Here is a 21,131-nt window from a genome sequence, read left to right on the forward strand (position 1 = left end):
AGGAACGATAGTCGGCAGGTAGATCACCATCGTGCCCATGCTCCGCGTGGGTATGCCGTTCTGGACGCTCCGCGTCCTCTCCTGAACATGGGGCGCGGCGCAGATTTGTGACGCGGAGCGTCACGCAAGGCATTGTCACGCTGGAGCGTGAGGAACGATAGTCGTCCGGGAGGACACCTTGCGTCCGATCCTGAACAGGCGGCGCTGATCGGTCAGTCCAGCTTCAGCACCTTGGCCAGGACGATTTTCGGGCCTTTCATCTTTTTGATGATGATGCGCAGGCCTTCGACTTCCAGCTGTTCCTCTTCTTCCGGCACGCGCTTGAGCGTGTCGTAGATCAGGCCCGCCAGTGTCTCGGCTTCGATGTGATCCAGGTCGATGCCCAGCAGGCGCTCGATCTTGAACAATGGCGTATCTCCGCGCACCAGCAGTTTGCCCGGCTGATAGGCAAGAATGCCGCGTTCGACCTTGCGGTGTTCGTCCTGGATGTCGCCCACCAGGACTTCGAGCACGTCTTCCATGGTCAGGTAGCCCACGATCTTGCCGTCGGCTTCTTCCACCACGGCGAAGTGCGCGCCACCCTTGCGGAACTGCTCGAGCAACTGCGACAGCGGCATGTGCCGGGAAACACGTTCCAGCGGGCGGGTCAGCTCGGCGAGGTTGAACGATTCCGGAATATGGTCCAGCGCTGCCAGCTCCAGCAGCAGGTCCTTGATGTGCAGCAGGCCGACGAATTCGCCACGTTCAGCGTCATACAGCGGATAACGGCTGAATTTGTGGCGGCGGAACAAGGCGAGAATTTCCTTGAGCGGCGCATTGAAGTCCAGTGACACCATGTCTTCGCGTGAGTTGGCCCAGTCGACCACTTCCAGCTCGCCCATTTCCACCGCCGACGCCAGCACGCGCATGCCCTGATCGCTTGGGTCCTGGCCACGGCTGGAGTGCAGGATCAGTTTCAGTTCGTCGCGGCTGTAGCTGTGTTCATGGTGCGGGCCGGGCTCACCCTGGCCGGCGATGCGCAGAATGGCGTTGGCGCTGGCGTTGAGCAGGTAGATGGCCGGATACATCAACCAGTAGAAGAAGTACAACGGCGCCGCCGTCCACAGCGACAACAGCTCCGGCTTGCGGATCGCCCAGGATTTGGGGGCCAGCTCGCCGATCACGATGTGCAGATAGGAAATGATGAAGAAGGCGGTAAAGAACGACACGCCCTTGATCAATTCCGGAGTGTCCACGCCCACCGCTGCGAGCAATGGCTCCAGCAGGTGCGCGAAGGCCGGTTCACCGACCCAGCCCAGGCCCAGAGAGGCGAGGGTGATACCCAGCTGACAGGCCGAAAGGTAGGCGTCCAGCTGGCCATGGACCTTGCGCAGAATGTGCCCGCGCCAGCCGTTCTTGTCGGCAATGGCTTCAACCTTGGTCGAGCGCAGTTTGACCATGGCGAACTCTGCCGCAACGAAAAAACCGTTGAGCAGGACCAGGAACAAAGCAAAAAGAATCATGCCGAAATCGGCGAAGAGTGAAGACAGGTTAAAGCTAGGGGAAGGGTCCATGATGGGGTTTTGCAGGGTCCGTATTAATCAGGAAGAGGGTCGTGTCACGCCAGAGAAGACGCCATGAACCCGGCAATGTAGCGGCTCGAAGCAGGATTGCCTAGTAGTCTGAATCGTCGCTCGCGGGTTTGGACAACTGACCGCTGGCAAAGTGACAGGTAAAAACACTGCCCTTGCCGAGAACACTGTTGATCTCGAGGTTGCCGCGATGGCGCAGCAGCACGTGTTTGACGATGGCCAGACCGAGCCCTGTACCGCCGGTATTGGACGCGCGGCTGGTATCGACCCGGTAGAAGCGCTCGGTCAGGCGCGGCAGGTGTTTGGTCTCGATGCCGATCCCCGAATCCTGCACGCTCAGGTGCGCGCCCCGTTCGTCGGCCCACCAGCGAACACGGATCACGCCCTCGGCCGGGGTGTATTTGACGGCATTGAAGATCAGGTTGGAAAACGCGCTGCGCAGTTCGCTTTCGCTGCCCTTGAGGCGCATGTTGCTTTCCAGGCTGAGGTGGATCTGCTGGTTCTTGCTGCCCGACAGCGCGTTGGCATCGGCGGTGATGGTCTTGAGCAGGGAATTGACGATCACCGGGTGGTTGTCCGAGGGGTAATCGGTGGCCTCGAGCTTGGCCAGCAACAGCAGGTCATTGAGCAGCGTCTGCATGCGCCCGCCTTGCTGATGCATCTGTTGCAGCGCACGGACCCAGCGTGGATTGACCTCGTCCACGTTATCGAGCAGCGTTTCCAGGTAGCCGAAGATCACCGTGAGCGGTGTCCGCAACTCGTGAGACACGTTGGCGACGAAGTCTTTGCGCATCTGCTCCAGCTGATGAATGCGCGTCACGTCGCGCACCAGCATCAGATGCTCATTGTTGCCATAACGGGTGATCAGCAACTGAATGCGCAGGCGATCATTGGTCGGCGACGGGATTTCCAGCGGTTCACTGTAGTCGCCCAGCGCAAAGTATTCCTTGAAGCGTGGATGCCGTACCAGATTGGTCACCGGCTGCCCGCTGTCCTGCGGCGTCTTCAGACCCAGCAGGGTTTCAGCGGCACGGTTCCACCACTCCAGGTTGCCGTCGCTGTCGAGCATGATCACCGCATCACGCAGCGCGGCGGTGGATTCCTGAACGCGGTCGATGACGGCCTGAAGGCGGCCACGGACACGCTGATCCCGACGTTGCAGGTGGTAGATGCTGTCGAAGACTTCGCCCCACAGACCGTAACCGTCCGGAGGCGGCTCGTCAGCCTTGTGGCTGCTCAGCCAGTCGTGCAGTCGTAACAGCTGCTTGAGGGTCCAGGCCAGATACAGTCCCAGCCCGGCGGCCAGGCTCCAGGCATACTGCCCACTGATCAGGCCGACCAACAGGCAGGCAGTGACCAGCAACAACATGTGGCGTATCAGAGTGCCGTGCCAATTTTGATTCAATTAGGGGTAAATCCTTGTCTGGTCTGCACCGGCCATTGCCCTGCGTCGACGCAGCGGTTGTCAGCTCTTGGTCGAGAAACGATAGCCAGTGCCGCGCACGGTTTGTACCAGATTTTCATACGCATCCCCCAAGGCCTTGCGCAGGCGGCGGATGTGAACATCGACGGTGCGTTCTTCGACGTAGACGTTGCCGCCCCACACCTGATCCAGCAACTGACCGCGTGTGTAGGCGCGCTCCTGATGGGTCATGAAGAACTGCAGCAGACGGTATTCGGTCGGGCCCATTTCGGCGGGTTTGCCATCGATGGTGACACGGTGGCTGATCGGGTCGAGCAGCAGGCCGCCGACTTCGATGGGCGCTTCGCCGTCAGTCGGACCGGCGCGACGCAGCACGGCCTTGAGGCGTGCCACCAGCTCGCGGGGCGAGAAAGGCTTGGTGATGTAATCGTCGGCGCCCACTTCCAGGCCCTGGATCTTGTTGTCCTCTTCACCCTTGGCGGTGAGCATGATGATCGGGATGTCCCCGGTCAGTTCATCACGCTTGAGGCGCCGGGCCAGTTCGATGCCGGAGGTGCCAGGCAGCATCCAGTCGAGCAGAATCAGGTCAGGCTTGCGGTCCACGATGATCGCGTGGGCCTGCTGAGAGTTTTCGGCTTCAATACAGTCGTATCCAGCCATTTCCAACGCAACGGCGATCATTTCGCGAATTGGCGCTTCGTCGTCAACGATCAGGATGCTCCTGCCAGCCATGCTCGAACCTCTTGTCATTTAACTGTCTTGGGGCGCATTAGATAACGGAATTATTGCAGTCGTGTGACAGGTCTGAATGAGGCTAGCACGCTGACGTGTCGCGGGGGCCCGAAGGCCTCGCGATCCGGAATTTATTTCAGTCGTGCGCAGGCTGGCGGTGGCTGTACTCAGCGCACCGCGTAGTCGGCGACGATGCCCAGGAATATCGCCAGCCCGGCCCAGTGATTGTGTAGAAAGGCCTTGAAGCAGGCGTCTCGCTCGCGCGCTCGGGTGCTCCAGAATTCCCAGGCGAAGCAGCCCGCCGCTGCCAGCAGGCCGATATAGAAGCACGCGCCCAGTTCGAAGCGCGCACCGGCCAGCATCAGACAGCCCAGTGCCAGCCCCTGCAGGGTCAGGATGATGACCCGGTCGGCATCGCCGAACAGGACGGCCGTGGATTTCACGCCGATTTTCAGATCGTCGTCGCGATCGACCATGGCGTAGTAAGTGTCGTAGCCCACGGTCCACAGCAGGTTGGCGATGTACAGCAGCCAGGCTGCAGCGGGCAGCTCGCCGGTTTCGGCAGTGAAGGCCATCGGCATGCCCCACGAGAACGCAGCACCCAGCACCACTTGCGGGTAATAGGTGTAGCGCTTCATGAACGGATAGCTGGCCGCCAGGGCGAGACCGCCGAACGACAGCCAGATGGTCGCTGCGTTGGTAAACAGCACCAGCACAAAGCTCAGGCCGACCAGCACCGCAAACAGCACCAGCGCTTCCCGGGAGCTGACTTTGCCGCTGACCAGCGGGCGCTGCTCGGTGCGTTTGACGTGGCCGTCCACCTTGCGATCGGCGAAGTCATTGATCACACAGCCTGCCGCCCGCATCAGAAAGACGCCGAGCACAAAAATGAACACGGTCTGCAGCGACGGCGCGCCCTTGCCTGCAATCCAGACCGCCCATAGGGTCGGCCACAGCAACAGGTAGACGCCGATGGGCTTGTCGATGCGTGTCAGCTGGATGAAGTCCCAGGCGCGTGGGCTCAGACGATTGAGGGATTTGAGGAGGGACAGGTACATCAGACGTGGTCCTTGTCGTGGATCGCAGTGCACAGGGCGGGCAGGAAAACTTCGGCGACCAGCACGCTCAACGCGCCTCGATCGAAGCGCGAGCGGCGTGCCCACAGCCCGCGCGCTGCATCGGCAGCGGGCAGCCAGGCCTCGGGGTAATGACACACTTCAAGCGTGCCGCGCACGAACGCCGGATCGCTGAACAGCAACTCACCCAGCGAACGAGTGCCCAGCTCATCCATATTCAGGCCGCCATCCAGCAGGGCGCTGCGCGCGGCGACACTGCGCGCGAACACCCAGTTGTTGCCGTTACCGCGCAAGTACACCTCGCGCACCCAGCCTTCGCCCGCCTCTGGCAGGCCCAGCGTCAGGCACTCGTCAGGGCGCAAGGACTGCCAGCCTTCAAATTGCGGAAATACGCTGAAACGACCGTCAGACAAACGGTCCAGGCGACGAGTAAGGGAGTCCTGATTGAACAACCAGTCGAGCATTACCGGGTCCGGCGCGTCGATCAATTGCTCGCGCTCGAGCCAGACAGGGCCAATGAATGCGGGGGATTGCTGGGTCACGGTAAGCCAGTTCCGGCAGCCAACGAGGCCGCGAGCTTAGCATGATTGCCGGTCTCGACCGACGGTCGGCAGAACGTCGGGTTATAGAATCAGACTTGCATCCGCGCCTGCCGATCAGTACAACGCCCTTCAGAAGACGGCAACTGACCGTCGTACGCTATTGAGCCTGATAAACGAGAGAACCTGACATGAAGAAGTGGCAATGCATCGTCTGCGGCCTGATCTATAACGAAGCCGATGGCTGGCCGGATGACGGAATTGCGCCCGGCACCCTCTGGCAGGATGTGCCGGAAGACTGGCTCTGCCCGGATTGCGGCGTGGGCAAGATGGACTTTGAAATGATCGAAATCGGTTGATTGCTGCCCGCAAACCAGGGCTGGCAACAACGAGCACCAGGCACAGTGAAATAGGGAAGAACAATGAGCGCACCTGTCGTCATCATCGGCACCGGCCTTGCGGGGTATAACCTCGCTCGAGAGTTTCGCAAGCTGGACGCAGACACGCCGCTGCTATTGATCACGGCCGACGATGGCCGTTCCTACTCCAAGCCGATGCTCTCTACCGGCTTTGGCAAAAACAAGGAAGCCGACGGCCTGAGCATGGCTGAAGCCGGCGCCATGGCCGATCAGCTCAAGGCCGAGATCCGCACGCACACGCGCATCAGCGGGATCGATGCCGGTCACAAACGCCTGTGGATCGGCGAAGAGGCGGTGTATTACCGCGACCTGGTGCTGGCTTGGGGCGCCGAAACCATTCGTGTACCGGTGGAAGGCGACGCCGGCGATGCGGTTTTCCCGATCAACGATCTTCAGGATTACGCCCGTTTCCGCGCGGCTGCGGCGGGCAAGCGTCGGGTGTTGATTCTCGGCGCAGGGCTCATTGGCTGTGAGTTCGCCAACGACCTGATCCTGGGCGGCTATGACGTGGATCTGGTGGCGCCGTGCGAACAGGTCATGCCGACCCTGTTGCCCCCTGAGGCGGCGGCTGCGGTGAAGTCCGGTCTTGAAAGCCTGGGCGCACGTTTCCATCTGGGGCCGGTGCTGACCCGCCTGAACCGCAATGGTGAGGGCCTGCAAGCGCACTTGTCGGACGGGCAGGTGATGGACTGCGACCTGGTGGTGTCAGCCATCGGCCTGCGTCCTCGCATCGAGCTGGCCGCTGCTGCCGGCTTGCAGACCGGGCGCGGCATTCTGGTCGACCGCCTGTTGAAAACCTCCCGCGCCAACATCCACGCGCTGGGTGATTGCGCTGAAGTCGATGGCCTGAACCTGCTCTACGTGATGCCGTTGATGAGCTGCGCTCGTGCGTTGGCCCAGACGCTGGCCGGAAACCCGACTTCCGTCAAATACGGGCCCATGCCGATCACCGTGAAGACGCCCGCCTGCCCGCTGGTGGTTTCGCCGCCGCCGCGTGGTAGCGATGGCCACTGGAGCGTCGAAGGGCAGGGCGCTGATATCAAGGCGCTGTGTCACGACGCCGACGGCCATCTGCTGGGCTATGCCCTGACAGGCGCTGCGGTTATGGAAAAACTCGCACTCAACAAGGTGTTACCTGCGTTATTGGCGTGATTTCACGTCATTTTGTCGGATTGACCCTGTATTTCTGCCAATAAACCGCATTCATGCACTGGCGCGGGTCAGTTCGGCATGCCATCCTCGGTCTTGTCTGCCGCTACGTAGAGCTGTCGCGGCGCCTTGTTGCCGTTTTTTTACAAAAGCGGCGCGGGACATAAAAACAAAAAACCGTAAAAGAGGCTTCATATGCGTAAACCAGAAGTTGCAGCCGCCATCGCTGAAAAGGCGGATCTCACCAAAGAACAATCCAATCGCGTTCTCAATGCCATCCTTGAAGAGATTACTGGCGCACTGAACCGCAAGGACAGTGTCACGCTGGTAGGTTTCGGTACTTTTCTGCAACGCCACCGTGGCGCTCGCACTGGCAAGAACCCACAGACCGGGGAGCCGGTCAAAATCAAGGCAAGCAACACGGTTGCCTTCAAACCGGGGAAAGCCCTGAAAGACAGCGTCAATCCTTGACACCCTGTTGTGCGCCTCGGCGGGAGACGCACGACCCACAGGCGGGCACACCAATCGGATTGGGTGCCCGTTTCTTGTTTCTGTCGTATGACGCCGATGATGCCTCTCGCTCCCTGTGAGAATTGTCCTACTCCATTCCATGTAATTGCCTTCCAAAGCCACAGCTTTGCCTGACTTTTTCTTGTTGCTGATTCCCTTAGAGTGCCGTTCCTGCTGCACCCCTTCAATTACTCTTGGGAAATCCAGAATGAAAAAGCCATGGAAGTTTGCTGCTGTTGCGGCTCTGATCGCCACGACCAGCGGTTGTGTGAGCTACAACGTCAGCCAGCCAAGCGCACCGCTGGAAGGCACGGTCAAAACCGACCTGAAGGCTGACGTCAAGGTTGGCGGCACCATCAGCGGCGAGTCGTCCACCAACGTGCTGTTCAATTTCCTGAGCTTCGGCGGCGATAATCAGTTCGCCGACGGCGTGACCTACGGTGGCGCAAGTGGCGGTGGCGGCCTGGGTCTGGCGTTGCCTGATCCTGTCTCGACGACCAAAGCGGCAGCCGCCTTCAAGGCGGTTAAATCCTCCGGCGCCGATCTGATCGTCGCGCCGCGCTACGAAGTCAGCATCAAAGACTACTTCATCTTCAAGAAGGTCGATGTAAAGGTCACGGGTAACAAAGGCAGCATCAACAGCATTCGTTGATGTCAGTGGGATGCTGCTTCCCACGCGGAGCAGCATCCTCATGTTCGGTAACTGTTTTGTGCCGATCTCCCTCGAAATCCTTTCTTGTCCTACAGGTTTTGCGCCGATAACCCGCTACACTGCCACGCCGATTCCGAGTCGGAACCCGCGTGTTCAGAGGCCGTGTATGAAATTTCGTTTTCTGTTGTGGATGCTCGGCCTGCTGATGGCCCGCGCCAGTCGTAACAATCCGGCGTTCCAGCAGCAATTGGCTGGCAAAGACCTGACCTTTCAGCTGCAGACCGCCGATGGCAAGGTTGCACGTCACTTTGTGGTCCATGATCAACGGATCCGCAGTGCAAGTGGCACGGTTGCAGAGCCGGCCTTTGCCATCTCGTTTCGTGATGCAGCCTTTGGCTTCGACACCCTTCAGGCGAAGAACAAGCAGCTGGCGTTCATGAAAGGCATTCAGGACAAGGATATTCAGATCAAGGGCAACCCGGCCCTGGTGATCTGGTTCCAGGGCCTGGTCAAATACCTCAAACCGAGAAAGAAAACGGCCTGATCACGGCAACTGCAGCCCGCCTGCAGCCTTGTGCAACGCCCTCAGGTGCTCGGACACCTGTTTGAGGTTGGCTTCGTTGGCGGCAATCTCTTTGGCGCGCTCAGGCTCCAGCAGGGCTCGCACTTCCTTGTCGAGATCGCCGGTCAGGCGCTTGAGCTGCTTCTGGCGCTGACTGCTTTCTGCTTCAAGACGCTGCCATTCACCCGCCTGTGGCAAACCGTACCCGTCGCTGCCCAGCAGCTCGGCAGGCCGGCTGAGGAACCCGCTGCTGGCGAGGATCTCCTGCAGCGTTTTGGTGGCGTTGGAGACTTTGCCATCTTTCAATTCCCGTGCACCCAGGTAGCTCTGTTTCACTTCGTCCTGAGCCAACAACAGTTGCCTGCGCAGGCTGGCCTGCTCCAGCAGCAGAATCGCAGCGCTGGTACGCAGATCGGCTTTAGCGAACCACTGGCTGCGCTCACTGGCGGGTAGCGCCATCCAGTCTTCCACGGTGTTCTGTTTGATCGGCAGGTGCTTCTTCAGCACTTCGAACATCGCCTGGTAGCGGTCGCGGTAGGAGTCGAACCGATAGCCCAGACGCAGCGCCTGCTTGGGATCGTCCAGTACGCTGGTATCAGCCAGCCCTCGGCCTTCGAGGACTTCAAGCAAACCGTTGGGCAAAATACTGTCCAGGCCGACGAGCTTGGGGTTGTGCGTACCGGCGCGCAGCAGTTTGAGGTTTTCAACGGCGCAGTTGTTCGAGAGGAAGTAGTAGTTGCCGTCGTAGCTCCAGTGCATCTCGGCGGCGTGCTGCACCAGCCCTTCTATTTCCGGACGCGACAGCTTGATCGGTACTGACGCCAGGCTGCGCAGTTCGGTCTTGGTGTATTCATCGATGACCTGCGCCAGTGGCAGGACGAACAGGCGCGACGGGTAGGCACCCATAAGGCCGTCCCAGCTGGACAGTTGCACGTCGCCGACAAACGCCCGGTACGACAGCACCAGGTGCTGATCAAGGTCCAGTCGACAATCCGGACCACGCGGGCGGCCGGGTTTGCAGATCACCAGGCGCAACATGCTGTGGCCCCAGCGGCTTGCCCAGTTCTGGTTCGCCTCGGCCAGCAGATAATCCACCGCATAGACCCGCTCCGGGTCCAGCTTGCCCAATGGCTCTCGGCCGAAGTCGCTGCCGGCGTTCAGGTAGGGGTAGAACTTCGGGCATTCGTTATGGGCTGCAGGTGCCCAGCCGAAACGCTCCTTGTAATACGCATACAGGGCAGGGCGACGGCAGGCGTAGGCCGGGTCGAGGAGGAAGTACTCCATATTCACCGCCACGAATTCCAGCGGGCTGGTGGTTTCGTAGATGTCCGGGCTGCGGGCGACCTGGCCGTTATGTTCCTCGCGGTCGCCGCGACGTCCGACATATTGCTGCCAGCCCGCCAGGTCCAGCAGGCGTGGATCGTCACTCAGGGTGAAGCGTCGCTCGGTCTGGCCGCGGCAGTTGTCAGGCAGGCCGACCTTGCCCAGTGAGCTGCTGCGTGATGTGCAGCGAAAAATCGCCGCTCGCTCGCTGGGCGACCACAGGCGGGCGCGGTCGTAGACGTGGGTCAGCTCATGCAGGACAGTGGCGAGCAACTCACGACGCACCGTACCGTGTGGCCGGCCGGTCTGGGCCGTGGCTGCCGAGCCGTCCGTCAACGAGGCCAGCAGGTGGCTGTTGAGGTACAGCTGATAGGGCCCGGCGGCCTGACCGTAGGCGTTCTGCGGCATGTCAGCGGACCAGCTCACCTCGACGGTGCGGTCCAGTGCTTCGACGAAGCTGGGCGGTAGTGCGTGCAGGGCTTCGTCGAGCAGCGCCTGGCTGGCTTGCTGTTGCGGCGCATCGAGGCCGTCGGTGTGCAATTCCAGCTTCAGGCTGGCAAAGGCATGCGTACCGACCAGCGACAGCGCGCCAGCAAGCAGCCAGGCGCGAAACCGCCTCACAATGCGAGGATTGCTTCAGCCAGGGTCTGATCGCTTGCATTGCGCGCTTCCGGCACGCGGGTACGCAGCGTGTCGAACGCAGCATCCAGTTGGGCACCGTGGATATCACCACCGGTGGCAACGTAGCTGGCAGCATCGTCCTTGGCCTGGAGAACGACCTTGGAGTCGCGGATCGATGTGGTGGTGTCGGAAGTGAAATCGATGGTACGGCCGAACGCACGAACGATGATGTTGCTCGTGGCCACAACAGTCTGGGCCTGGGCAAAATCGGCCAGCAAGAGCAGGCCAAGGGAAGCAGCAATCAGCGGGGTACGCATGTAGTGACGTCTCCAGTTACGCGAAGAGGGGAAAGTGGCTATTGGACGAGGATTGCCTGCGCCAGTTCAAGGTCGCTGGCATGAAGTTTTGCATCTGCCTGACGCAGGGCGTGCAGCGCTGACTCAAGCCGGGCGCCACGCATTTCTCCGTCGCTGGCGATGAATGCAGCAGCATCGTCACGGGCAGCCATGATCAGTTTGTTATCGAACGGTCCTGTCGAGACCTGGCTGGTGGCATAGGCGGTCTTGACCAGGCCTTGCGTGGTCGTATCGAACGCTTGAACCTGACTGACGTACATCAGGCTGGCAAAGGGAGCGATATACAGAAGGTGCACTAAACGCATGACTTTCACGAACCGGCAAAACAGGCTCCAAGGCTAGCGCAATGCGCGGGCCAGAGCTACCCCGGCACGTAGCCGGGGCGCAGCGGTCAGATGGCCAGAATGGCCTGAGCCAGCTGGCTGTCGCTGGCTTGCAGTTCAGGCAGCACCTGGCGGATGTGCTGCAACGCGCCTTCGAGGCGAGCGCTGCGGATGTCGCCGGAGCTGGCCACGAAGCTGGCGGCGTCGTCACGGGCGGCAAGAACGATCTTGTCGTCTTTCAGGGAAGAGGACACGTTGGAGGTCGCGCGGGTCGATGCATTGACGGCATCGACCACTGCGTCGGTGGTGACGATGAAGCTGGAGGCGTTTGCACCGGCTGCGGCGGTCAACAGAAAGACAGCGCCAAGGTTACGTAGCAGAGACATGATCGAGTTCCGTTGTGGACAAGTGGGCACAGACTGCCTGAGAAGCCGAAGGGCTGAGGTAGAGCGCTAGACTATCCCACCCATACTGCAGTTGTCATGAAGGTCGACGGCTTCGACTTACACAGTTTGCAATATTTGGTAACTGTACCTGCCGTATTCGTATTCTTTAAATCTGTACTGGTTTAGCCAAGGCTCTCTGAATCCGCCCCCTGAAACGACAAAACCCGTCTCAGTTGCCTGAGACGGGTCTTGTATGAAGCAATTCGGGTTGCTGGCAGGAGACCTGACGGTCAAGGACCAGCGGGCGCTTGTTTAGCGCCAGAACGGCTTGCTCAGCTCTTCGTAACGCTGGGATTCGCTGATACCGGCGTCAGCCAGCAAGCGTGCATCCAGACGGGCCAGCTGGTGGCGGCTGGACAGGCGACGCTGCCAGAGCATCAGGTTGGCGAATACGCGCAGAGGCAGAGAGGCTTTTGCGGTGGTAACGGTGCTTTCGCTGAACAGATCGGAACTGATTGTACGTTCCATGGTGTGACTTCCTTCCGCTTGTGGCGGGATAAGTGAGTTGCTTGACTGGTGCCCATTTTCCTCGTGCGCGTCCAGCTTCCATAGACACAGTTCACCTGTATTGTGAGGGTTCAGTTAACTGTGATTGGGCACTGTTTTGTTCATAAATGGGGCAACTGTACCGGTCTGCACTTTAAGGGTGCATTTTTTGGTCGATTGTGGTGATTTTGACCTTTCAAGGCAGTTTTATGACCGGTACAGCAGTACAGTTTTTTCATAAGCCCTTGGGTGCCAGCTGAAAGTGAAGCGGAAAAGCGCTTGCTCACTTCCAACTGTCCTGTTCAGGCTGGCAGCATGCGCCCGTTTTCTTCCAGGTTGATGTGCCAACTCAGTGCTTCGCGAAGGATGTGCGGGGTATGCCCGCCCACGGCGCAAGCGGCATTGAAATAGGCGTTCAGCGCATCGCGATAATCCGGATGCACGCAGTTATCGATGATCACCCTGGCGCGTTCGCGAGGCGCCAGACCGCGCAGGTCCGCCAGGCCCTGCTCGGTGACCAGGATGTCGACATCGTGTTCGGTGTGGTCGACATGGCTGACCATGGGCACGACGCTGGAGATCGCGCCACCTTTGGCGATCGATTTGGTGACGAAGATCGCCAGGTGTGCGTTGCGCGAGAAGTCTCCGGAACCGCCAATGCCGTTCATCATGCGTGTGCCGCAGATGTGGGTGGAGTTCACATTGCCGTACAGGTCGAACTCCAGCGCGGTATTGATCCCGATGATACCCAGGCGACGGATCACCTCGGGGTGGTTGGAGATTTCCTGCGGGCGCAGTACCAGCCTGGACTTGTAGCGATTGAAGTCGGCAAAGACCTCGGCGTGCTTGGCCGCCGACAAGGTCATGGAACTGCCCGAGGCAAAGGTCAGTTTGCCTGCATCGAACAGGTCGAATGTCGAGTCCTGCAGCACCTCGGAGTACATCGTCAGGTCCGTGAAGGGCGACGCCAGCAGACCGTGCATCACCGCGTTGGCAATGTTGCCTATCCCGGCCTGCAGTGGCATCAGCTTGTCGGTCAGCCGGTCTTCGCGCACTTCTTTCTTGAAGAACTCCACCAGATGATTGGCGATGGCCTGCGTGTCCGCATCAGGTGGTGTGACCGTGGAGGGCGAGTCAGGCTGGTTGCTGATGACAATGCCGACTATTTTTGCCGGGTCGATCTTCACCGCGTGGCTGCCGATACGCGAATCGGCCTCCAGGACCGGAATCGGCAGGCGTGTCGGTCTGTAGCTGGGTATATAGATGTCGTGCAGGCCTTCCAGCTCGAGTGGCTGGGACAGGTTGATTTCCACGATGACCTGTTTGGCCAGGATGGCGAAGCTGGCCGAGTTACCGACGGAGGTGCTCAGCACCAGATGGCCCTCTTCAGTGATCGCCACGCATTCGATCACGGCCAGGTCCACGGCCTTGATCTGTCGATTGCGCAGCAGCTCGACGGTGTCGGACAAATGCTGATCGATGAACATCACCGTGCCGTTGTTGATCGCCTTGCGCAGCGTGCTGTCGACCTGAAAGGGCATGCGCCGGGACAGTACGCCGGACTCGGTCAGTTGCTTGTCCAGGTCATTGCCCAGACTGGCGCCGGTCATCAGGCTGATTTTCAGCGGCGTCACTTTGGCGCGCTCGGCCAGCGCGTGGGGTACGGCCTTGGCTTCGCCTGCACGGGTGAAGCCACTCATGCCGACGGTCATGCCGTCTTCAATCAAGGCGGCAGCGTCGGCTGCGCTCATAACCTTGCTCATCAGGGAGGGCCGGCGGATACGGTCACGGTACATGGGTCTGTCTCGTAGATAGAAGCGAACGACAAGTCTAGAGCCTTGGTCGAGCTTCGTCCTGCTACCAAGGTCGCATTTGACCGCTCTAATTAGCGGGTTCCAGCGCAAAACACTGTTACGCGGAATGTAAAAAGCCCCGGTCGCCAAGCGAGCCGGGGCTTCAATGGAACGGGGTCAGGCTAGGCGTTTTCGACGGCCTTCACCATGTCCTCGATCACCTTTTTGGCGTCTCCGAAGACCATCATGGTTTTATCCAGATAGAACAATTCGTTATCCAGGCCTGCGTAACCACTGGCCATCGAGCGTTTGTTGACGATGATGGTCTTGGCCTTGAACGCCTCCAGAATGGGCATCCCGGCGATAGGGGATTTCGGATCGTTCTTGGCGGCCGGGTTGACCACGTCGTTGGCACCGAGCACCAGCACCACATCGGCCTGACCGAATTCGGAGTTGATGTCGTCCATCTCGAACACCTGGTCGTAAGGCACTTCGGCTTCGGCCAGCAGCACGTTCATGTGCCCGGGCATGCGTCCGGCCACCGGGTGAATGGCGTACTTCACGGTGACGCCGCGGTGGACGAGCTTCTCGGTCAGTTCCTTGAGCGCATGCTGCGCACGAGCCACTGCCAGGCCGTAACCGGGCACGATGATCACGGTGTCGGCGTTGGTCAGCAAAAAGGTCGCGTCGTCTGCCGAGCCGGATTTCACCGGGCGTGCTTCCTTCGCACCCGCCGGGCCTGCCGAGTCCGTTGCGCCGCCAAAGCCACCGCCGATCACGTTGAAGAACGAGCGGTTCATCGCCTTGCACATGATGTAGGAGAGGATCGCGCCCGAGGAACCCACCAGTGAGCCCGCGATGATCAGCATCGAGTTGTTCAGCGAAAAGCCGATGCCGGCCGCTGCCCAGCCTGAATAGCTGTTGAGCATCGAGACCACCACCGGCATGTCGGCCCCGCCAATCGGGATGATCAGCAACACACCGATGACGAAGGCCAGCGCCAGCATGATCGCAAAGGCAGTGAGGCTGCCGGTGAACATGAAGGTCAGGCCGAAGAACAGTGTGGCCAGGCCAAGGACCAGATTGAGCGTGTGCTGGCCGGCAAACTGTACTGGTGCGCCTTGAAAGAGGCGAAATTTGTACTTGCTCGAGAGTTTGCCGAAAGCGATGACCGAACCCGAGAAGGTGATCGCCCCGATGGCGGCCCCGAGGAACAGCTCCAGACGGTTGCCGGCCGGAATCGCATCGCCCAGATTGCGAACGATGCCCAGTGATTGAGGCTCTACGACCGCCGCAATAGCGATGAACACCGCGGCCAGGCCGATCATGCTGTGCATGAACGCCACCAGCTCCGGCATTTTGGTCATTTCGACGCGCTTGGCCATGATCGAGCCAGCGGTTCCGCCCACCAGCAGGCCGACTACGATGTAGCCGATGCCTGCGCTGGTCCCTTCAGCGGTAGACAGCGCCGCGAGCTTGAACACCAGGCCGATCGTGGTGATGACCGCCAGGCCCATGCCGAGCATGCCGAACAAGTTGCCACGGCGCGAGGTGGTCGGGTGCGACAAGCCTTTGAGTGCCTGGATGAAGCAGATCGATGCGATCAGGTACAGCAGGGTAACCAGATTCATGCTCATGACTTGGGCGCCTCATCCTTTGCCTTGGGGGCCTTTTTCCTGAACATTTCCAGCATCCGCCGAGTGACCAGAAACCCGCCAAACACGTTCACGGCCGCCAGTGCGACCGCCAGCGTGCCCATGGTCTTGCCCAGCGGGGTGAACGTGAGCGCAGCGGCGAGCATGGCGCCAACGATGACGATGGCGGAGATGGCATTGGTGACCGCCATGAGCGGCGTGTGCAGCGCAGGCGTGACATTCCAGACCACGTGGTAGCCGACATAAATCGCCAGTACGAAAATGATCAGGTTGTAGACGCCGGGGGAAATCAGCTCTTCCATTGGTGTGTCCTCAGCCGTTCTTGCGGACAACTTGCCCGTCGCGGCACATCAGGCATGCGGCGACGATGTCGTCTTCGAGGTTGATCGAGAATGTGCCGTCCTTGTCGAACAGCAGCTTCATGAAGTCCAGCAGGTTGCGGGCGTAGAGCGCCGATGCATCGGCTGCGACCAGAGCGGGCAGGTTGGTGTGGCCGACGATGGTCACGCCGTGCTCGACAACCACCTGATCGGCAACGGTCAGCGGGCAGTTGCCGCCCTGTGCAGCGGCCAGGTCGATCACCACCGAGCCGGGCTTCATCTGCGCCACGGTTTCTGCGCCGAGCAGTACCGGTGCCTTGCGGCCAGGAATGAGCGCGGTCGTGATGACGATGTCCGACAGTTTCGCGCGCTCATGCACGGCGGCGGCCTGGCGTTGCATCCAGCTGGCCGGCATGGGCCGTGCGTAGCCGCCGACGCCTTCGGCGCATTCGCGCTCTTCGTCGGTCTCGTAGGGCACATCGATGAATTTTGCGCCCAGCGACTCGATCTGCTCCTTCACTGCCGGACGCACATCCGAGGCTTCTACCACTGCGCCCAGCCTTTTGGCGGTGGCAATGGCCTGCAGACCGGCAACGCCTGCACCCAGGATCAGCACCCGGGCGGCTTTGACGGTACCGGCGGCGGTCATCAGCATGGGCATGAAGCGCGGGTAGTGATGCGCGGCGAGCAGTACTGCCTTATAGCCCGCAATGTTGGCTTGCGAAGACAGCACATCAAGGCTTTGCGCCCGCGATGTGCGCGGCGCGGCTTCCAGGGCGAACGCGGTAATGCCACGTGCGGCCATCTTGCCGATCAGTTCGTTGTTGAAGGGGTTGAGCATGCCGACGACCACCGAGCCACTTTTGATCAGGTTCAGCGCCTCATCGTCAGGTGCGACGACCTTGAGAATCAGTTCGGCCGCATAGGTCTCGTTGGTGTCACCGATCCCTGCGCCAGCAGCCTCGTAAGCGCTGTCCGGAACGCTGGCACGAAGGCCCGCGCCGCTTTGCACCGTAACTCTGTGACCCTGGCTGATCAGCTTTTTGATGGTTTCCGGGGTAGCAGCTACCCGGGTTTCGCCCGCTTGTGTTTCGAGAGGAACGCCAATGTGCACGACAAATCTCCTGCGCGATTTTTTATCGTTCGTATGTAGGCCAGTGCACTACGGCTGGTGCGTCTGGCTTGGCCAATCAGCACACCCCTTTGCAGCAGGGGCGGGGCATTTTGCAGGCGAAGTTTGCGGGCTTCAATACATTCTGTAACGAAACTATAGATGAACTACAAGTCACACTGTGACCTATTGTCGCACTTATTCGACAGAGCCCTTTATCTGTAGGGGCTGTGGTGATATTCCTTACGAAAAACAGGTTATAAAAGTTTTTCTGCCGAAAATCCGATAAATGCGCCGTATCGACCCATAGACCCTATAAATAAAGGGTTATGTCCCGTTTTCTGCGAGCGATCGGAAGTTACTTCAGGGCGACATAAGGTTATATCTGTAGGTGTCAGCAGCTATGGGCTACCTGAGATATTGGTCGAATTTTTCCTGGGGCAACTGGTAAGCCCGGGCCTGTTCGATCAGCCAGTCACGAAACGCAGTCAGCGATGCCGATTCAACTTTGCGCTCAGGAATCATCAGGTGATAGGCCTTGCTGCCGGGCAGCGACCGAGTGTTTGCGATCACCAGACGCTTTTCCTGCAGTTCGCGTTGAATGAGGAAGGGGGGAATCAGAGCAACGCCCATGTCGTGCATGGCCGCCTGCGCCAGCATGGAAAACAGTTCGTAGCGCGGGCCGGTCATGTCGCGCGCGACATCCAGATCCTGCGCATTGAACCATTGGCGCCAGGCGTAGGGTCGGGTGGTCTGTTGCAGCAGCGGCAATTCGGCCAGCTCGCGTGCTGTCAGGCTGTCGCGACCTTCAAGAAAAGAGGGGCTGCAGACCGGCATGGAGTTTTCGCCCATCAGCCGATGCGACTGGGTGCCGGACCAGTCGGCATCGCCAAAATAGATGGCGGCGTCGAAGTCGGTGTCGGCAAACAGGAATGGGCGGGTGCGGTTGGTCAGGTGGACCGTGACGTCGGGGTGCTTGTGCTGGAAGTCCTTCAGGCGCGGCAGCAGCCACTGAGTGCCGAAGGTCGGCACCACGGCGAGCTCGATGGCGTTGGCACCTTGCTGGCCCATGACCGACAGTGTGTCGCGCTCGACCGCGTCCAGTTGCTGGGACACACGACGACTATAGGACAGCCCGGCTTCCGTGAGCTTTACGCCCCTGCGCGAACGCCGGAACAACTCGACGCCGAGAAACTCTTCCAGCCCGCCGATTTGCCGACACACAGCGCCTTGCGTGAGGGAGAGCTCGTTAGCGGCCTTGGTGAAGCTCTCGTGACGGGCGGCTGCCTCGAAACTGACCAGTGCAGTGGTGCTGGGTATCTTGCGTCTCATGTACTTTATTCTCACTGATACTTTTGTTTTAGAGCGCAGTTCTGTGTCACGGAGTGAGAAATTAGCACACATGCTTGATAAAACCTCGTTTGTCGCTGGCATGGGCCAGGACTAGGATCACTGCAGGATTTCATCTGAACGCGAGGAACTGGCATGAGCGGTAAGGCAAGCTTCAACTGGATTGACCCCTTGTTGCTGGATCAACAGCTCACTGAAGAAGAGCGCATGGTCCGCGACACGGCCGAGCAGTTCGCCCAGAGCAAGCTGGCCCCGCGCGTGCTGGAAGCATTCCGTCACGAGAAAACCGACCCGGCCATCTTTCGCGAGATGGGCGAGGTGGGGCTGCTGGGCGCGACCATCCCGGAAGAGTTCGGTGGCAGCGGCCTGAATTACGTGTGTTATGGGCTGATCGCGCGTGAAGTCGAGCGTATCGATTCGGGCTACCGTTCGATGATGAGTGTGCAGTCCTCGCTGGTCATGGTGCCGATCAACGAGTTCGGTACGCAGGCCCAGAAAGAGAAATACCTGCCCAAACTGGCTTCTGGCGAATGGATCGGCTGCTTCGGCCTGACCGAGCCCGATCATGGGTCCGACCCTGGAGCGATGATCACCCGTGCCCGGAGCGTCGAGGGTGGTTACCGCTTGAGCGGCAGCAAGATGTGGATCACCAACAGCCCGATCGCCGATGTGTTTGTGGTGTGGGCCAAGGACGATGTCGGCGATATTCGCGGTTTCGTTCTCGAAAAAGGCTGGGCAGGCCTGAGCGCTCCGGCCATTCACGGCAAGGTCGGTTTGCGCGCATCGATCACTGGCGAGATCGTCATGGATAACGTGTTCGTGCCCGAAGAGAACATCTTCCCCGATGTGCGCGGTCTGAAGGGGCCGTTCACCTGCCTAAACTCGGCACGGTACGGTATCTCCTGGGGCGCGCTGGGTGCCGCAGAGTTCTGCTGGCACACCGCGCGGCAATACACCCTGGATCGCCAGCAATTCGGCCGTCCGCTGGCGGCCAATCAGTTGATCCAGAAGAAGCTCGCAGACATGCAGACCGAAATCACTCTGGCCTTGCAGGGTTGCCTGCGTCTGGGGCGCATGAAGGACGAAGGTACGGCTGCCGTGGAGATCACCTCGATCATGAAGCGCAACTCGTGCGGCAAGTCGCTGGATATCGCGCGCCTGGCTCGCGACATGCTGGGCGGCAATGGCATCTCGGACGAGTTCGGCATCGCCAGGCATCTGGTCAACCTGGAAGTGGTGAACACCTACGAAGGCACGCACGACGTGCATGCGTTGATTCTGGGGCGTGCGCAGACCGGCATTCAGGCTTTCTATTAAGGGGGGCTGATCATGGGGGCGCTTTCGCATATCCGGGTGCTCGACCTGTCGAGAGTCCTCGCCGGGCCATGGGCCGGGCAGATCCTTGCTGACCTCGGCGCTGACGTCATCAAGGTCGAGCGCCCAGGGTGTGGCGATGACACTCGCTCGTGGGGGCCGCCATTCCTTCAGGATGCTGCGGGGCAGAACACCAGCGAGGCGGCTTATTACCTGTCCGCCAATCGCAACAAGCAGTCAGTCACTATCGACTTCACGCGCCCTGAAGGGCAAAGGCTGGTGCGCGAACTGGCGGCGAAGTCCGACATCGTGATCGAAAACTTCAAGGTCGACGGGCTGGCGGCTTACGGACTGGATTACGAGTCGCTGAAGGCAGTTAACCCGAGGCTGATCTATTGCTCCATTACCGGCTTCGGGCAAAGCGGGCCGTATGCGCGGCGTCCGGGTTACGACTTCATGATCCAGGCGCTGGGTGGCTTGATGAGCCTTACCGGTTTGCCGGAGGGTGAAGAGGGAGCCGGGCCGGTGAAGGTCGGCGTCGCATTGACTGACATTCTGACGGGGCTGTATTCGACGACGGCCATTCTCGCCGCTCTAGCGCATCGTGATCAAAGCGATATCGGCCAGTACATCGATATGGCGCTGCTGGATGTACAAGTAGCCTGTCTGGCCAATCAGGCCATGAGCTACCTGACGACGGGGGTAGCCCCCAGGCGTCTGGGAAATGCTCATCCCAACATCGTGCCGTATCAGGATTTCCCCACGGCCGATGGCGACCTGATCCTTACCGTCGGCAATGACAGTCAGTTCAGAAAGTTTGCCGCTGTGGCGGGGCAGCCGCAGTGGGCGGAGGATCCACGCTTCCTGACCAACAAGCTGCGAGTAGCTCATCGTGCCGAGCTGATTCCGTTGATTCGCCAGGTGACGGTGTTCAAGGCCACTGCGCAATGGGTCAGTGAGCTGGAGGCAGCCGGCGTGCCTTGCGGGCCGGTCAACGATCTGGCCCAGGTGTTCGCCGATCCGCATGTGGTGGCGCGGGGCCTGGCCATAGAGCTTCCTCATGCGCTGGCCGGGCGTGTTCCGCAGGTGGCCAGCCCGATACGGCTGTCTGAGACGCCAGTCGAATATACAAGGGCGCCGCCGCTGCTGGGAGAGCATACGGCGCAAGTGCTGCAGGCGCTGCTGGGGATTGGTGAGGAAGAGATCACTATGCTGCGCGAGGCAGGGGTGCTGTAGCTATATAGAAGAAAGCGTTTGCGACGGGCTCTTCTATATAGCCAAGGGGCCTTTAAGGTTAATTTCGGCGATTTTGAAATTAACGGTTGACGCCCTCTGTGAGGTGTCTATAATTCGCCCCACTTCCGGCGCAGACGGAAACGAAAAAGCCTTGTAGATCAATA

Annotated in this window: 22 protein-coding genes; 7 read left to right on the forward strand and 15 right to left on the reverse strand. The window is 60.1% G+C overall.

Annotation, left to right across the window (positions count from 1 at the left end; translation table 11 throughout):
- Positions 1 to 212: 212 nt before the first annotated feature.
- The 5 genes from LIX91_RS25010 to LIX91_RS25030 form a co-directional block, all read right to left on the reverse strand.
- Positions 213 to 1,553, reverse strand: a complete 1,341-nt coding sequence (locus tag LIX91_RS25010) for a hemolysin family protein (RefSeq protein ID WP_003316097.1) — start codon at positions 1,551 to 1,553, stop codon at positions 213 to 215.
- A 100-nt stretch (positions 1,554 to 1,653) separates the two neighbouring features.
- On the reverse strand, positions 1,654 to 2,940 hold the full coding sequence (gene phoR / locus LIX91_RS25015; protein ID WP_003316098.1) for a phosphate regulon sensor histidine kinase PhoR: 1,287 nt from the start codon (positions 2,938 to 2,940) through the stop codon (positions 1,654 to 1,656).
- Between the two features lie 96 nt (positions 2,941 to 3,036).
- Positions 3,037 to 3,726, reverse strand: coding sequence for a phosphate regulon transcriptional regulator PhoB (gene phoB / locus LIX91_RS25020; protein WP_002555882.1), 690 nt, complete (start codon positions 3,724 to 3,726; stop codon positions 3,037 to 3,039).
- Positions 3,727 to 3,893: 167 nt separating this feature from the next.
- The gene (gene ubiA / locus LIX91_RS25025; RefSeq protein WP_046269469.1) at positions 3,894 to 4,784 is read right to left on the reverse strand and encodes a 4-hydroxybenzoate octaprenyltransferase; all 891 of its coding nucleotides are present in this window, start codon (positions 4,782 to 4,784) and stop codon (positions 3,894 to 3,896) included.
- Positions 4,784 to 5,344, reverse strand: coding sequence for a chorismate--pyruvate lyase family protein (locus tag LIX91_RS25030; protein ID WP_103696192.1), 561 nt, complete (start codon positions 5,342 to 5,344; stop codon positions 4,784 to 4,786). The genes ubiA and LIX91_RS25030 overlap by 1 nt, the downstream gene beginning before the upstream one ends.
- Before the next feature lie 188 nt (positions 5,345 to 5,532).
- On the opposite strand from LIX91_RS25030, the gene LIX91_RS25035 reads away from it, so the two are divergent.
- From LIX91_RS25035 to LIX91_RS25055, 5 genes are all read left to right on the forward strand, one after another.
- Entirely contained in the window at positions 5,533 to 5,700 is a 168-nt protein-coding gene (locus LIX91_RS25035; RefSeq protein ID WP_002555879.1) for a rubredoxin, read from the forward strand.
- Between the two features lie 63 nt (positions 5,701 to 5,763).
- Positions 5,764 to 6,912, forward strand: a complete 1,149-nt coding sequence (locus LIX91_RS25040; RefSeq protein WP_226489376.1) for an NAD(P)/FAD-dependent oxidoreductase — start codon at positions 5,764 to 5,766, stop codon at positions 6,910 to 6,912.
- A 192-nt stretch (positions 6,913 to 7,104) separates the two neighbouring features.
- Positions 7,105 to 7,380, forward strand: a complete 276-nt coding sequence (locus LIX91_RS25045) for an HU family DNA-binding protein (RefSeq protein WP_003316110.1) — start codon at positions 7,105 to 7,107, stop codon at positions 7,378 to 7,380.
- 247 nt (positions 7,381 to 7,627) lie between these two features.
- Positions 7,628 to 8,071 carry a hypothetical protein gene (locus LIX91_RS25050; RefSeq protein WP_226489377.1) on the forward strand — a complete coding sequence of 148 codons (444 nt, stop codon included), beginning with the start codon at positions 7,628 to 7,630 and terminating at the stop codon, positions 8,069 to 8,071.
- Between the two features lie 166 nt (positions 8,072 to 8,237).
- The gene (locus LIX91_RS25055; RefSeq protein ID WP_010432048.1) at positions 8,238 to 8,615 is read left to right on the forward strand and encodes an SCP2 sterol-binding domain-containing protein; all 378 of its coding nucleotides are present in this window, start codon (positions 8,238 to 8,240) and stop codon (positions 8,613 to 8,615) included.
- On the opposite strand, the gene LIX91_RS25060 is transcribed toward LIX91_RS25055, so the two are convergent.
- The 10 genes from LIX91_RS25060 to LIX91_RS25105 form a co-directional block, all read right to left on the reverse strand.
- A complete protein-coding gene (locus LIX91_RS25060) occupies positions 8,616 to 10,577 on the reverse strand; it encodes a DUF4105 domain-containing protein (protein ID WP_226489378.1) in 1,962 nt (653 codons plus the stop codon).
- Complete coding sequence (locus tag LIX91_RS25065; RefSeq protein ID WP_003340359.1) at positions 10,574 to 10,894, reverse strand: DUF2388 domain-containing protein; 321 nt, start codon at positions 10,892 to 10,894, stop codon at positions 10,574 to 10,576. The genes LIX91_RS25060 and LIX91_RS25065 overlap by 4 nt, the downstream gene beginning before the upstream one ends.
- A gap of 38 nt (positions 10,895 to 10,932) precedes the next feature.
- Positions 10,933 to 11,238, reverse strand: a complete 306-nt coding sequence (locus LIX91_RS25070; protein ID WP_003368014.1) for a DUF2388 domain-containing protein — start codon at positions 11,236 to 11,238, stop codon at positions 10,933 to 10,935.
- Positions 11,239 to 11,324: 86 nt separating this feature from the next.
- Entirely contained in the window at positions 11,325 to 11,642 is a 318-nt protein-coding gene (locus tag LIX91_RS25075; RefSeq protein ID WP_003368015.1) for a DUF2388 domain-containing protein, read from the reverse strand.
- 312 nt (positions 11,643 to 11,954) lie between these two features.
- Positions 11,955 to 12,170, reverse strand: a complete 216-nt coding sequence (locus tag LIX91_RS25080; protein WP_002555870.1) for a DUF1127 domain-containing protein — start codon at positions 12,168 to 12,170, stop codon at positions 11,955 to 11,957.
- 320 nt (positions 12,171 to 12,490) lie between these two features.
- Positions 12,491 to 13,984 carry an acetyl-CoA hydrolase/transferase family protein gene (locus tag LIX91_RS25085; protein ID WP_103696194.1) on the reverse strand — a complete coding sequence of 498 codons (1,494 nt, stop codon included), beginning with the start codon at positions 13,982 to 13,984 and terminating at the stop codon, positions 12,491 to 12,493.
- Between the two features lie 179 nt (positions 13,985 to 14,163).
- A complete protein-coding gene (locus tag LIX91_RS25090; RefSeq protein WP_226489379.1) occupies positions 14,164 to 15,618 on the reverse strand; it encodes an NAD(P)(+) transhydrogenase (Re/Si-specific) subunit beta in 1,455 nt (484 codons plus the stop codon).
- The gene (locus LIX91_RS25095) at positions 15,615 to 15,938 is read right to left on the reverse strand and encodes an NAD(P) transhydrogenase subunit alpha (protein WP_226489380.1); all 324 of its coding nucleotides are present in this window, start codon (positions 15,936 to 15,938) and stop codon (positions 15,615 to 15,617) included. Before LIX91_RS25095 ends, LIX91_RS25090 begins: the two co-directional genes overlap by 4 nt.
- Positions 15,939 to 15,948: 10 nt before the next feature.
- Positions 15,949 to 17,070 (reverse strand): Re/Si-specific NAD(P)(+) transhydrogenase subunit alpha, encoded by a 1,122-nt coding sequence (locus LIX91_RS25100; RefSeq protein WP_226489381.1) that lies wholly within the window; start codon positions 17,068 to 17,070, stop codon positions 15,949 to 15,951.
- A gap of 405 nt (positions 17,071 to 17,475) precedes the next feature.
- Entirely contained in the window at positions 17,476 to 18,399 is a 924-nt protein-coding gene (locus tag LIX91_RS25105) for a LysR family transcriptional regulator (RefSeq protein WP_181017095.1), read from the reverse strand.
- Positions 18,400 to 18,552: 153 nt separating this feature from the next.
- Between LIX91_RS25105 and LIX91_RS25110 the strand changes: the two genes are divergently transcribed.
- Positions 18,553 to 19,734: an acyl-CoA dehydrogenase gene (locus tag LIX91_RS25110; protein WP_103696197.1), complete on the forward strand. Its 1,182-nt coding sequence runs from the start codon at positions 18,553 to 18,555 to the stop codon at positions 19,732 to 19,734.
- A gap of 9 nt (positions 19,735 to 19,743) precedes the next feature.
- The gene (locus LIX91_RS25115; RefSeq protein ID WP_226489382.1) at positions 19,744 to 20,967 is read left to right on the forward strand and encodes a CaiB/BaiF CoA transferase family protein; all 1,224 of its coding nucleotides are present in this window, start codon (positions 19,744 to 19,746) and stop codon (positions 20,965 to 20,967) included.
- The last annotated feature ends 164 nt before the right edge of the window (positions 20,968 to 21,131 follow it).

Origin of the sequence: Pseudomonas sp. B20, from assembly GCF_020515755.1 — a bacterium.
GTDB classification, from domain to species: Bacteria; Pseudomonadota; Gammaproteobacteria; order Pseudomonadales; family Pseudomonadaceae; genus Aquipseudomonas; species Aquipseudomonas syringae.